At 40.0% G+C, this 14404-nt stretch carries 10 protein-coding genes; 3 read left to right on the top strand and 7 right to left on the bottom strand.

From position 1 onward, the window contains the following. Window positions 1–107: 107 nt before the first annotated feature. The 6 genes from odhB to sdhC all read right to left on the bottom strand — a co-directional run bounded on the left by odhB (window position 108) and on the right by sdhC (window position 7610). Window positions 108–1313 carry a 2-oxoglutarate dehydrogenase complex dihydrolipoyllysine-residue succinyltransferase gene (odhB, locus tag GTH24_RS05320; RefSeq protein WP_115350853.1) on the bottom strand — a complete coding sequence of 402 codons (1206 nt, stop codon included), beginning with the start codon at window positions 1311–1313 and terminating at the stop codon, window positions 108–110. Between the two features lie 13 nt (window positions 1314–1326). After that, window positions 1327–4131 (bottom strand): 2-oxoglutarate dehydrogenase E1 component, encoded by a 2805-nt coding sequence (gene sucA / locus GTH24_RS05315; RefSeq protein WP_072070205.1) that lies wholly within the window; start codon window positions 4129–4131, stop codon window positions 1327–1329. A gap of 243 nt (window positions 4132–4374) precedes the next feature. Beyond that, on the bottom strand, window positions 4375–5091 hold the full coding sequence (locus GTH24_RS05310; RefSeq protein ID WP_006537662.1) for a succinate dehydrogenase iron-sulfur subunit: 717 nt from the start codon (window positions 5089–5091) through the stop codon (window positions 4375–4377). A gap of 34 nt (window positions 5092–5125) precedes the next feature. Beyond that, entirely contained in the window at window positions 5126–6892 is a 1767-nt protein-coding gene (sdhA, locus tag GTH24_RS05305; RefSeq protein WP_072070206.1) for a succinate dehydrogenase flavoprotein subunit, read from the bottom strand. Beyond that, entirely contained in the window at window positions 6892–7236 is a 345-nt protein-coding gene (gene sdhD, locus GTH24_RS05300) for a succinate dehydrogenase membrane anchor subunit (protein ID WP_006537664.1), read from the bottom strand. Before sdhD ends, sdhA begins: the two co-directional genes overlap by 1 nt. Beyond that, the gene (sdhC, locus tag GTH24_RS05295; RefSeq protein WP_129586864.1) at window positions 7230–7610 is read right to left on the bottom strand and encodes a succinate dehydrogenase cytochrome b556 subunit; all 381 of its coding nucleotides are present in this window, start codon (window positions 7608–7610) and stop codon (window positions 7230–7232) included. The genes sdhD and sdhC overlap by 7 nt, the downstream gene beginning before the upstream one ends. Window positions 7611–8240: 630 nt before the next feature. On the opposite strand from sdhC, the gene GTH24_RS05290 reads away from it, so the two are divergent. Then, window positions 8241–9524: a citrate synthase gene (locus tag GTH24_RS05290; protein WP_109410016.1), complete on the top strand. Its 1284-nt coding sequence runs from the start codon at window positions 8241–8243 to the stop codon at window positions 9522–9524. Between the two features lie 76 nt (window positions 9525–9600). Here GTH24_RS05290 and GTH24_RS05285 read toward each other — a convergent pair whose 3' ends face one another. Next, window positions 9601–10362 carry an AraC family transcriptional regulator gene (locus GTH24_RS05285; protein ID WP_072070207.1) on the bottom strand — a complete coding sequence of 254 codons (762 nt, stop codon included), beginning with the start codon at window positions 10360–10362 and terminating at the stop codon, window positions 9601–9603. Between the two features lie 101 nt (window positions 10363–10463). On the opposite strand from GTH24_RS05285, the gene GTH24_RS05280 reads away from it, so the two are divergent. Together GTH24_RS05280 and GTH24_RS05275 are read left to right on the top strand one after the other, a co-directional pair. Continuing rightward, a complete protein-coding gene (locus tag GTH24_RS05280; RefSeq protein ID WP_164526034.1) occupies window positions 10464–11594 on the top strand; it encodes a multidrug effflux MFS transporter in 1131 nt (376 codons plus the stop codon). Window positions 11595–11704: 110 nt separating this feature from the next. After that, window positions 11705–14323 carry a DUF4132 domain-containing protein gene (locus tag GTH24_RS05275; protein ID WP_164526033.1) on the top strand — a complete coding sequence of 873 codons (2619 nt, stop codon included), beginning with the start codon at window positions 11705–11707 and terminating at the stop codon, window positions 14321–14323. Window positions 14324–14404: the final 81 nt, after the last annotated feature.

Here is a 14404-nt window from a genome sequence, read left to right as displayed (position 1 = left end):
AAGCCAGAGAAATCTGACTTCACGAACACACTGTACTTCTTTGATGCTTGTGTCTGTTGCTAAGTAGGCAGGAGGAGCATCTCCTGCCTAAAAGCGGTATTTATTACCTATACATCAAGTAATAAACGGGCTGGATCTTCTAGCATCTCTTTGACGGTTACTAAGAAACCGACAGACTCACGACCGTCAATTAAACGGTGGTCATAAGATAGAGCCAGATACATCATTGGTAGAATAACAACCTGACCATCAACGGCCATTGGGCGATCTTTAATAGCATGCATCCCTAAAATGGCACTTTGTGGTGGGTTGATAATAGGCGTTGACATTAATGAACCGAAAACACCACCATTTGTAATAGTAAAGTTACCACCCGTTAAGTCTTCAACGGTCAACTTACCATCACGACCTTTTACTGCTAATGCTTTGATATTTTTCTCAATATCCGCCATGCTCATTGCATCCGCATCACGTAATACTGGTGTTACCAGGCCACGAGGCGTTGATACCGCAATACTGATATCGAAATAGTTGTGATAAACCACATCTGTGCCATCAATAGAAGCATTCACTTCTGGGTAGCGTTTCAGTGCTTCAACAACCGCTTTAATATAGAAAGACATAAAGCCTAAACGGACACCGTGGCGTTTTTCGAAAGCTTCGCCATATTGAGCACGTAAATCTTTGATTGGTTGCATGTTGATTTCGTTAAACGTTGTCAACATTGCAGTAGTGTTTTTCGCTTCTAATAAACGTTCTGCAACACGTTTACGTAAACGTGTCATTGGAACACGTTTTTCACTACGGTGAGATAACAGCGCTTGAGGCGCTTCTTCAACAGGTTTCGTTGCCGTTTTATTTGCAACATGGCCTTCGATATCTTGGCGAGTTAAACGACCACCTACACCGCTACCTTTCACATCAGCAGGATTAACATCGTGCTCTGCCACTAAACGACGCGCTGTTGGGCTTAATGCATCGTTATTACCTTTTTCAGCAATGTCAGCACTTTGACGTTGTGCAGGTGTGCTATCTTGAGCTGGTTTCACCTCAGCAGGAATACCGGTGCTATCACCTAAACGAATGCGTCCGAGTAACTGGCGTGAACCAACAGTAGCACCTTCATCTTCAAGGATACTTTCTAATACGCCCGCTTCACTTGCAGGAACTTCTAAAACAACTTTATCTGTCTCGATTTCAACCAGCACTTCATCGCGTTGAATGCTATCACCAGGTTTTTTATGCCAAGTTGCGACCGATGCGTCAGCAACTGATTCAGGGAGATCCGGTACTAGAATGTCTACACTACTCATTTTCTATCCTTATTTATTCAACTTTCAGTGCGTCTTCAACCAGAGCTTTTTGTTGCTCCTGATGAACAGAGGTATAACCAACTGCTGGAGAGGCTGATGCAGGGCGTCCTGCATAACGTAATGTTGCGCCCGTAGGGATCGCATCACGGAAATTATGCTGGCTGCAATACCAAGCCCCCTGATTTAGAGGCTCTTCTTGACACCAAACAAAATCTTTTACATGGGAGTAAGATGCTAGAATTTGTGCGATATCTTCGTGTGGGAATGGGTACAGTTGTTCAATACGAATAATGGCAACGTTGTTTTGCTCATTAGCACGACGTTGTTCTAATAAATCGTAGTAAACCTTACCTGAACACATCACAACACGTTTTACATCAGCCGGTTTTAAATCATCCATTTCACCAATTACAGGTAAGAATTTACCATTGGCTAATTCATCCAATGCAGAAACCGCTAATGGGTGACGTAACAGTGATTTTGGTGACATTACGATAAGTGGGCGACGCATACCACGTAATGCTTGACGGCGTAACATATGGTAAACCTGAGCTGGCGTTGATGGCACACAAACCTGCATATTTTGCTCTGCACACAGTTGCAGATAACGCTCTAAACGTGCAGAAGAGTGTTCAGGGCCTTGGCCTTCATAACCGTGTGGTAACAGCATCACTAAACCACACATACGACCCCATTTTTGCTCACCAGAGCTAATAAATTGGTCGATAACAACTTGAGCAACGTTTGCGAAGTCACCAAATTGCGCTTCCCAAATCGTCAATCCACGAGGCTCTGTTGTTGCATAACCATATTCAAATGCAAGAACAGCTTCTTCTGTTAATACAGAGTCCCAGACATTAAATTGCCCTTGAGCATTATGAATATTAGCCAATGGAACATAAACAGAACCATTAGTTTGATTATGAATAACGGCATGACGGTGGAAGAAAGTACCACGGCCGGCATCTTCTCCAGAAAGGCGGATCGTAATACCTTGGTCAACTAAAGTTGCATACGCTAATGTTTCCGCAGCACCCCAGTCGAGCAATTTCTCACCTTCTGCCATGACAGCACGGTCAGCGTAAATTTTCTCAACACGAGATTGCATCACGATTTCTGACGGGACAGTACTCACACGACGCGCTAAATCTTGTAAACGTGTTTGCTCTACTTTATGTGGATACTCTTCATTCCATTCGTGATTTAAATACGGCTCCCATGTGTAAGAATGCAGCCCCATTGGGCGATATTCTTCAACAACACAATCACCACGATCTAGTGCATCACGATAGAGATTAACCAGTTCAGTCACATCATTGGCATCAAGCAGTGATTGAGCAACCAGTTTATCTGCATAAATTTTACGTGGTGTTGGGTGTTTCTTGATTTTTTGATACATCAGCGGCTGAGTCGCATTTGGCTCATCCGCTTCGTTATGGCCATGACGGCGATAACACACCAAATCAATCATTACGTCACGTTTAAAAGTATTACGGAAATCCAATGCCAGACGAGTTACAAAAGCAACGGCTTCAGGATCATCGGCATTAACGTGGAAAATTGGTGCCTGAACCATTTTCACAATATCAGTACAGTATTGTGTTGAACGAGCATCTTTTGGATTTGACGTGGTGAAACCAACTTGGTTATTGATAACGATACGAACTGTACCGCCAACTTCATAACCACGCGCTTGCGACATATTCAAGGTTTCTTGAACTACACCTTGACCAGTTACCGCAGCATCACCATGAATTGTAATAGGAAGAACCATATTACTACGTGCTTCATCTAAACGATCACGACGAGCACGAACAGAACCGATAACAACTGGGCTAACAATCTCTAAGTGAGAAGGGTTAAAGGCTAATGCTAAGTGAACTTGAGCCCCTTCCGTTGCAAAATCGGATGAAAAACCTTGGTGATATTTAACGTCACCAGTTCCCAAATGCTCTTTATGAATACCCGCAAATTCATCAAATAAATCAGCAGGTTTTTTACCGAGGATATTAACCAAAACGTTTAAACGTCCGCGGTGTGCCATACCGAGAACCACTTCACGAGTATCTTGTTTACCGGCATGACGGATTAAATCTTTCAACATAGGTACTAATGCATCACCACCTTCTAAAGAGAAGCGTTTCGCACCTGGGAATTTCGCACCTAAATAGCGCTCTAAACCTTCAGCTGCTGTTAGCTCTGCCAGGAAGCGTAACTTTTCTTCTTTAGTGAATTGGTCTGCAACATTCACTGATTCTAAACGTTGTTGTAGCCAGCGTTTTTCTTCAGTATTAGTGATATGCATATATTCAGCACCGATTGAACCACAGTAAATGCGTTTCAGTGCTTCATATAAATCACCTAATTTCATGGTTTCTTTGCCAATAGCAAAAGAACCAACGTTGAAAGTTTCTTCAAAATCTTCTTTAGTCAGATTATGGAAAGCAGGATCTAAATCTGGAACAGATTCTTGTTTCCATAAACCAAGTGGGTCGAGGTTCGCATTTTGATGGCCACGGAAACGAAAGGCATTGATGAGCTGCAAAACTTTGACTTGTTTTGAGTCCGTTGCCGGATCGCTTACCGAGGTATGATATCGAGTGGATTCTTTTGCGAGGCGTCTGAAGTAGTCGCGGGTCTGAGAATGCGACTGCTCTATGCCTTGACTTGCGGGCAGTTGTTGAAAAATCTCTCTCCAACTTTCGTCAACAGAGTTTGGGTCAGTTAGGTAATCTTCATAGATATCTTCTATGTAAGACTGATTCTCTCCTGCTAGAAATGTTGATTCTAGCCAGTCCTTCATTGCGCCGTTCTGCATTATGATCCCTTAAGCTATACAGCTTTAGTTCGCCGTGGATAACTAATACCGTGATTAAACGGTGTCGATTGCAAGGTTCTCTCATGACCCGCTATCTCGCAGGTTCTTTAAATATGGAGCTTTAGCTCTCAAGGAACCTTTAAGCACTGTCTAACAGTGTTTAAAGGTGCCTTACTATTTACCGCAAACGTCTAACTTAGTTTTTCCATTAACCGCCCTAACTATTTTAGGGCGGTTATTATTTTATGCACTACGTTTTAACAACATCGACTTAATATGGCCAATCGCTTTTGTTGGATTGAGTCCTTTAGGACATACGCTGACACAGTTCATAATGCCATGACAACGGAATACGCTGAACGCATCGTTAAGATCATCAAGGCGAGATTCTGTTTCTGTATCGCGACTATCAATCAAGAAACGATATGCAGCTAACAATCCAGCTGGCCCGATAAACTTATCTGGATTCCACCAGAATGACGGGCAAGATGTTGAACAACAAGCACAAAGGATACAATCGTAAAGTCCATCAAGCTTTTCACGTTGTTCTGGTGACTGTAAATTCTCACGAGCAGGAGGATTTTTGCCATTATTAATTAAATACGGACGAATTTTCTCATACTGTGTATAGAACTGAGTCATATCCACTATTAAATCACGAATTACTGGTAAACCGGGTAACGGTCTGATCACAATTTTCTTACTTCCTTTCTGTAAAGATGAAATAGGTGTGATACAAGCCAAACCATTTTTACCATTCATGTTCACGCCATCAGAGCCACAAACACCTTCACGACAAGAACGACGGAACGATAAGGTAGGATCTTTTTCCTTTAATTGAATTAATGCATCCAATAGCATCATGTCACGCCCTTCTGGAACTTCGAGGGTGTAATCTTGCATATGCGGCGCATTATCAACGTCGGGATTGTAACGATAAATCGAAAATTCAAGTTTCATATTTAAGTCTCCGCAACTTCAATAACACCGCTAATTAATATGTACGCACTTTTGGTGGAAAGGCTTCACGCAGTTTTGGCTGCATATTGACTTCACGGCGTGTCATTGTTTCGGTTTGCGGTTGATATAATGTATGGCATAACCAGTTCGCATCATCACGCTCTGGGAAATCGAAACGGCTATGAGCACCACGGCTTTCTGTACGGAAGTTTGCAGATACCGCAGTGGCATAAGCTGTTTCCATCAGGTTATCTAATTCTAAGCATTCAATACGCTGAGTATTAAACTCGCTTGAATTATCATCCAGTCGTGCATTTTGTAAGCGCTCACGAATAACTTTTAGTTCTTCTAAGCCTTTTGCCATTGCATCGCCTTCACGGAATACTGAGAAGTTATGTTGCATACAAGATTGCAGTGCTTTACGGATCTCAACAGGATCTTCACCAGAGCGATTGTTTTCCCAGCGATTTAAGCGTGTTAATGCTGCATCAACATCCGACTCACTTGCATCACGCATCGTGCCTTGTTCCATCAGAGATTCTTTTAAGTGAACCCCTGCTGAACGACCAAATACAACGAGGTCTAACAGTGAGTTACCGCCTAAGCGGTTGGCACCATGAACAGATACACAAGCAATTTCACCGACAGCAAACAGTCCAGGAATAACAACATCTTCGCCCTTCTCATTTACACGAATGGCTTGGCCTGTCACTTTTGTTGGAATACCCCCCATCATATAGTGACAAGTAGGAATAACTGGAATTGGCTCTTTGATAGGATCAACGTGTGCGAATGTACGAGACAGATCAAGAATACCTGGTAAACGTGATTCAAGGACTTCTTTACCAAGATGGTCGAGTTTCAATTTCGCATGAGGACCCCAAGGGCCATCACAACCACGGCCTTCACGAATTTCAATCATGATTGAACGAGCCACTACGTCACGACCAGCAAGGTCTTTAGCGTTTGGTGCATAACGTTCCATAAAGCGTTCACCGTCTTTATTCAACAGATATCCGCCTTCACCACGACAACCTTCGGTCACTAACACACCCGCGCCCGCAATACCCGTTGGGTGGAATTGCCACATTTCCATATCTTGCAGTGGAACACCTGCACGAACCGCCATACCAACGCCGTCACCTGTGTTGATATGTGCATTTGTCGTAGATTGATAAATACGGCCGGCACCACCTGTGGCTAAAATAGTGGCATTAGCTTTGAAATAAACGACTTCACCCGTTTCGATACAAATTGCAGTACAACCAACAATATCGCCATCTTGGTTTTTCACGAGATCCAGTGAATACCACTCTGAAAAGATAGTTGTATGATTTTTTAAATTTTGCTGATACAGGGTATGCAATAGTGCGTGCCCAGTACGGTCAGCAGCGGCCGCAGTACGCGCAGCTTGTTCGCCACCGAAGTTCTTAGACTGACCACCAAACGGACGTTGATAAATACGGCCATCATCTAAGCGAGAAAATGGTAGTCCCATATGTTCCAGCTCTAAAATTGCTTCAGGGCCAGTTTTACACATATATTCGATTGCATCTTGGTCTCCGATATAATCGGAACCTTTTACTGTATCGTACATGTGCCATTCCCAGTTATCCTCATGAGTATTACCTAGCGCAACGGTAATACCGCCTTGAGCTGAAACAGTATGAGAACGAGTAGGAAAAACTTTAGAAATTAGTGCACAAGACAAACCCATTTGGGAAATCTGTAAAGCAGCACGCATACCCGCGCCACCAGCACCAATAACAACGGCATCAAACTCTCTTACTGGCAGATTCATTACACACCCCACACCACAATTGTTCCATAAATAAGATAAACCAACAGCGCAACAACAATAATCAGTTGTAAAGTCAGGCGTAATGCCAGCGGTTTAATATAGTCCGTTAACACTTGCCACATGCCTATCCACGCGTGGATAAGAATAGAAAGCAACGTCAAGATGGTGAACACTTTGGTTAGGGATGAGCTAAAGAACCCACGCCATACTTCATAGGTAATTTCTGTGGTTGCAATAAAACCCACAAGATAAAGAACATATAAAACGATGATGATGGCTGAGGCACGCAGAAATAACCAATCCTGTATGCCAGTACGGCCTAAAGTAGAAGAATTACTTACCATACTAATACCCCCGCCAATATTGATAAAATTACTGTAATAACCATAGATGCAGCCGCTGAATTGCGACCCACAATCAAGGTTTCATCAATAAAGCCGAAGTCCATTAGCATGTGACGAATACCACCACAAATATGGTATGCCAATGCTGTCAGGATGCCCCACAAAATAAATTTTGCGAAGAAGCCAGTCATTATTTCAGCAGCTTGCTGAAAACCTTCAGGAGAAGAGAGAGAGGTGCCAAGTAACCACAGTAAAATGCCAACTGCGACTAACATGATAACCCCAGAGACACGATGCAAGATCGATGCGATAGCAGGGAGTGGAAACTGTATCGTCTGTAAATCCAGATTGACAGGTCTTTGTTTTTTCACAATTTATGCCCACACAGCTTTTATAATTTTTCCTTCCTCCGGACCTGGATGGAAATCAAACAGCGAATGGGGTACAAAGGCACATTTTAAGTAAAATGTTAAATCCGTCTATTTTACAAAAATTGTGGATTCGTTACGCTGGTTCTCCATACAACAAAGGTTCCGGAGACCTGCGCGCAGTATAAGTGCCTCACAAACTTATTACAATTACCACACAACTTGTGTGCCAGACATTTGCCTCGAACAGTGAGAGGGATCACTATTTAATATATCTGATGCAAAAATGATTATCATTTTTGACACACGTACAACATTTTTATTACATTTACTGCATAATTTTAATGTTTATGTTTTTTTTGTGCGCAAACACGCTTCCAGAAACCTCAAACTTATGTAAAAGTGTTGTCAGTACTAATTCTAAGTGCATTGCATAAAAAAGCACCTAAAAAAACATAACATCAAAAGCTCCTTAACATAAGTGACACACTATAGACCTAGATATGACGGGCATAAAATAAAACCCGACTGGGTACCTTACATCAACTATAGTTTCACTATCGAAGTGCATCTTTATTCTTTATGGAGATACCCTCGACTTTGTTAGGAGACATATAAGCGCTAAGGAGATTATAAATGGCTGATAACAAAGCTAAGCTAACGATTGATGAAACATCTGTAGACTTGGACGTTCTATCCCCTACACTCGGTTCCAAAGTTATTGATATTCGTACTCTCGGCTCCAAAGGTTATTACACCTATGATCCCGGCTTTACCTCAACCGCCTCTTGTGAGTCAAAAATCACCTTTATTGATGGTGATAACGGTATCTTACTTCACCGTGGTTTCCCTATCGGGCAATTAGCGACTGAATCAACATACTTGGAAGTTTGTTACATCCTGCTGTACGGTGAAGCACCGACCCAAGAGCAATACGATAATTTTAAAACAACTGTCACTCGTCACACTATGATCCATGAACAAATCACCCGCCTGTTCAATGGTTTCCGTCGTGACTCCCACCCAATGGCTGTGTTGTGTGGTGTAACTGGGGCTTTAGCGGCGTTCTATCATGATGCATTGGATGTCAGTAATCCAGTTCACCGCGATATCACGGCTTATCGCCTGTTATCCAAAATGCCAACTGTGGCAGCAATGTGTTACAAATATTCTATTGGTCAACCTTTTGTGTATCCAAAGAATGACCTTTCTTATGCGGGTAACTTCTTGCATATGATGTTTGCAACACCATGCGAAGAATATGTTGTCAATCCAGTACTTGAGCGTGCTATGGATAGAATTTTCATCCTTCATGCTGATCACGAACAAAACGCGTCAACATCTACAGTACGTACCGCAGGCTCTTCAGGTGCAAACCCATTTGCCTGTATCGCCGCGGGTATCGCGTCACTTTGGGGACCTGCTCATGGCGGTGCGAACGAAGCATGTTTACGTATGCTAGAAGAGATCAAAACAGTTGAACACATTCCTGAGTTCATTAAACGTGCAAAAGACAAAAATGATTCCTTCCGTTTAATGGGCTTTGGTCATCGTGTTTACAAGAACTACGATCCTCGTGCAACAGTTATGCGTGAAACCTGTCATGAAGTGTTAAAAGAATTAAATCTCAATGACAGCTTACTTGAAGTGGCAATGGAATTAGAACGCATCGCATTAAACGACCCGTACTTTATTGAGAAAAAACTGTACCCTAACGTAGACTTCTACTCTGGTATTATCCTTAAAGCGTTAGGTATTCCATCCAATATGTTTACTGTTATTTTTGCGATTGCACGTACAATTGGCTGGATTGCTCACTGGAATGAAATGCATGAAGATGGACTGAAAATTGCGCGACCTCGTCAGCTTTATACTGGTTATAATGAGCGCGATTTCAAAAGTGAAATTAAAAAGAAATAATTGAATTCTATTAATTATTTATCTTGATAAGCCCCGTTTAAATCGGGGCTTTATAATTTTAGTTACTAAAAATTAATCAGCTTTTTAAATATTCTTGTGGTGTCTGACCTGTCATTTTCTTAAAAAATGTAATAAAGGCACTGTCACTGGCAAATCCTAATATCTGACTAATATCTATATAACGATGATGAGTTGCTAATAATTCAATGGCTTTCATTAATCGCCACTGTTGACGCCATTGCTGGTAACTTAAACCTGTTTCTTTATAAAATAAACGTGTGATCGTTTTTTCACTCGCTCCCACATATTTCGCCATATCTTGTAATGCTGGAGGCAAATCATCAAATGATAAACGCTTTAATCGCCTATCTTTCGGCATAAATAAATGATTGGGTTGTCGTTGAGCCTGCGTGATTTCATCAAAGAAAACAGCTAATAGATTCGCATAACGCCCTTCTTCCCATTGTGTATCAAAATCAGCCACAGAAATACGTTCAAGAATTTCTCGCAAAAGAGGAGAAAGCGTAAATATCTCACTCTCACTGGGAAATTTATCATGATATTTATCGGAAATATAAACAGAGCGATATCCCACAGAGGCATACATTTCGACTCGATGTTCTAACTTTGCGGGGATCCACGCAATTCTCATGGGAGGTAAAACAGAAACCCGAGAGGCTAAAGTAATTCGCATACATCCTGACTGCGTAAATAATAATTGCCCTCTATCATGAGAATGAAATCCTGAATCGTGCTTTCCCATTTCTGCTGCAATACCCACAACTGATGCAAGATGCTCTTCTGGCACAAAGTGGTCGTATTGATTAAGCCAAGCCATTACTTGTCCTATTTGAAATATAATATGTCTTTATGTTTATAACAAGACATTCATTATCTCTGTATTCTGCTCATCAAGATTTAAGGATGTAGGATAAAAAGATGAACAAAAAACTCTCTTTATGGTTAGCAATTGCGTTAATGATGTTTCCACAAATTGCAGAGACCATTTATAGCCCAGCACTTACTAATATTGCAAACGGCTTTCATGTCAGTGCAAACGAGGCTGGACAAACACTTTCGCTCTATTTCTTTGCGTTTGCATTAGGGGTCATTATATGGGGTCGGTTATGCGATGTCATTGGTCGTCGTCCGACAATGTTAGCTGGATTGTTTATTTATGCTATTGCTTGTCTTAGTGTTTTCATGACACAAGATTTTTCAGTATTACTTGGATTGCGCATGCTTTCCGCTTTTGGTGCTGCGGTAGGCTCAGTAGGCACACAAACCATTATGCGTGATGTTTATAGTGGTGATAAGTTAGCAAAAGTATTCTCAGTTATGGGAGCCGCTATCGCATTAAGTCCAGCAATAGGTATGTTAAGTGGTTCATTATTAGTCAGCTATGCCGGTTACCAAGGCGTATTTAGTGGTCTAGCTCTCCTAGCTGTGATTTTACTGTTATGGAGTACTTTTGCTTTACCTGAAAGTCGCCCTGAAACAATAAAAACAGCTCCGTTAGGAGAAACAGCAATAAAAATGCTTAAGGATAAGCAAATTGCTAAAACAGTATTATTAATTGCCTTTTTTAATATCAGCCTTTTTGCTTATTATCAGTTAGCACCTTTTATGTTTGATAAACAAGGTTATAGTGCAAGCGTCTTTGGATATAGTGGCATTGTATTAGCAATAGGTGTCGGTGTTGGCTCTTATATTAATAAAGCACTATTAAACCGTCATTGGCAATGTGGAAGATTAGTTTTACTCGCGAGTTTTATTGCATTAGTCAGTGCTGTCGGTGTTTATTTTTTACGTGACCACATTAGCTTTATTATTCCAATGATGACGAGCGTTATTGCTTATGGCATTGCTATTCCAAATATCTTAGCCACAGCATTAGCACAGTATAAAGATCGTTTAGGCACTGCGGGGGCATTATTAGGCTTGTTCTACTATTTGTTAATTGGTGGTGGACTTGCACTTGCAGGATGGGGACAAGATCTAGCCATCACCTTATTAATTTGCAGTCTAGGTTCATTGCTACTCTCTTTTTCTCGTCAAACGACAAAATAATAAATTCGAAAGAACTTCTTATATCCATAAGAGGTTCTTTTTATTTTGAGATATTTATATAAACTCAAAAGGAGCAACATCAACAAATTAAAAATGAATAAGGATAAAAAATGGCAAATGGAATAAGCGTGGCACAAAAGAATTTAAACAAAAAACTAGCACAATTTAGTAACAAAAATAATCTTTACTCCATTGAGATATCAGCATTAATTCAATTAGAAGACACACCATTACCTGACAGTACATATGAGATAATTATCACCTCATATCAAGCACTATTAAAAGAAATGAAGCAAAAAGCAATTGAGGAGAAAAAATGGAATAAACACTCTTCATTTGTTTATAAAGAGGCTCAAGAAAATTATGATGCGCTTTCTCAATATAATGAAAGTAGCTTAAAAAATATTCTTATTCAGCTTAATTCAAGTAACGGTATTTTGAATAAGTTTGACTGTCAGATCATTACGTATGAGAATGGCATTCCAAGCTCACCTGAGTTCACCCTTTTTCATCTTATTCGCTCATTAGATAACGATCCTTCGTCAAAATATATTTCCAGTTATACTATTAATGATTATGGTTCAGCCCATATTTTTGAACATATCGAATTACGTCATATTGAAGAAATTCTGATCCAACGAAATTACCCTAATGCTTCACGTATTGTTGCTGACTTTTTCCTTGGACAATACGGCATAGAAGAATTCTTACGATCGGAACAAATCTGGCCATTTTATTACCAACACCCAGAATATATTGCTGAAGCATTAAAACTTATCCCTAATCAAGGCAGTAGTGAGAGCGATCAATTTAGCCTTGATAATGCCCTTCGTGTGCTAGAAACCTATCCTATTATTCCATCGCAATTTGTTCCTAAAATATTACAATTGGCTTTAGGTGATACACAAATTTATCGCTTTGATGCACAAAAACTTATTGAAAAACTCCCAGAGCCTCACTTATTTATTCAAGAAGGTCTAATTTCAAAGAAAAAAAACTCTCGAATTATTGCAATAAATTGGTTAATTGAACTCAATAATCATGATGCCGTACCCGCTTTAGTCACTTTATTAAAAACAGAAAATGATGAAGTCGTTCGGACTCTGTTAATTACTGCACTCGAACATTTTGGCGAAGATATATCAGATTATCTCGATCCATTAATGTTATTGGCAGAAGCTGAAATTGGCTTGAAAAATAAAATTCCTGATAATTTAGCGTGGTTTGATTTTAACACCCTCCCTCAACTGACATGGAAAAACAATAAAACGGTTGAACCAAGAATTATTCAGTGGTGGATAGTATTGGCGGTAAAATTAAAGCTCCCTGCGAGTAACGCATTATTACACCGTTATATCAATTTGCTTTCTTTGAAAAGCCAACAAACACTGGCTCAATTCTTATTAATTGCCTTTATTACTCAAGATGTTGATACGCCATCAGAAGAGAGAATTTACTTAAGCTCAGGAGTGTCTTATTCAGCATCTATGTCAGCAATTAAAGAAAAAGGGATGTTAGGACTTATTTTTCCAATTGAAGGCTATATTGCTGTACCTTTATTACGAAATTATATGCGTGACCATTATGAACGCCGAGCACAAATAGAAGCGATGATTGACGCTATTGGTGGAAGTAATGACCCAATTATTATTCAATTTTTACTTTCTATTTCTCGCCGTTATCGTGCAGCATCTATTCAAACTAAAGCACGACAGTTAATCACCCAGATAGCCCAACGCAATAATTGGACTGAAGATGAACTGGCAGATAGAACCATACCAACTGCCGGACTTGATGACTCAGGTGTACTGACTTTAGATTATGGTGAACGCACATTCACTGCAAAAATTAACGACAAACTGCAATTTGTCCTATTTAACACCGAGGGCAAAGTGATAAAAGCATTGCCAGCTCCTCGCGTTAATGAGGACAGCACACTAATTAAAGAGACAAAAAAACACCTCACATCAAGTAAAAAAGAGTTAAAGCAGATTATCGAATCACAGACATTACGTTTATACGAAGCAATGTGCGTTCAACGTCAATGGTTAAGCACTGACTGGCAAGAATTTCTTCAAGCTAATCCAATTATGCATAAATTAATGGAGCGATTAATTTGGCAAGAAATCAAGAATGATAAAATCATTAATACATTTCGTCCTTCAAATGATGGTGCTTTATTAAATATTGAAGATGAAGAAATTACATTACAAAGTGATTCATCTCTTCGTTTAGCACATTGTGTATTTTTAAATAAAAAAGAAAAACACACATGGTTAGCGCATTTTCAAGATTACAAAGTAAGGTCTTTATTCAACCAATTAGAACATGACATGCCAATATTAGAAGATAAACAAACCCAGTTCGCAGAGAAAAAAGGTTGGTTAACAGACGCCTATACATTAAGAAGCACAATGACAAAATTAGGCTATCAACGTGGATCAGTAGAAGATGCTGGATTTTATAACTGTTATCACAAATATTTTTCTGGCTTAGATCTCAGTGTCATTATCAACTTTAGTGGTAACTGCGTACCTGAAGAAAATGTCACTGTCGCATTATTAGAGTTAGTTTTTGAAAAAGGTCGCCAAAGCGGATTAGATAGGCATCAATTAGCTATCAAAAATATTCCACCTATTTTATTAGCAGAAAGCTATGCGGAATACTTAAAAATCGCAGATGCTTGCGCAGGTTTTTCTTCTGATTGGGAAAAGAAATTACCTTGGTAAACACTATTCACTGATGATTTTCTTATCCCGTACTAAATAAAAAGTACGGGATTTTTTCTAGCAGAAATAAGCTTCATTTTT

Origin of the sequence: Proteus vulgaris (genome assembly GCF_011045815.1) — a bacterium.
Taxonomy (GTDB): domain Bacteria; phylum Pseudomonadota; class Gammaproteobacteria; order Enterobacterales; family Enterobacteriaceae; genus Proteus; species Proteus vulgaris_B.
The sequence above is the reverse complement of the archived record's forward strand: the minus strand, read 5'-3'. Positions and strand labels throughout refer to the sequence as shown.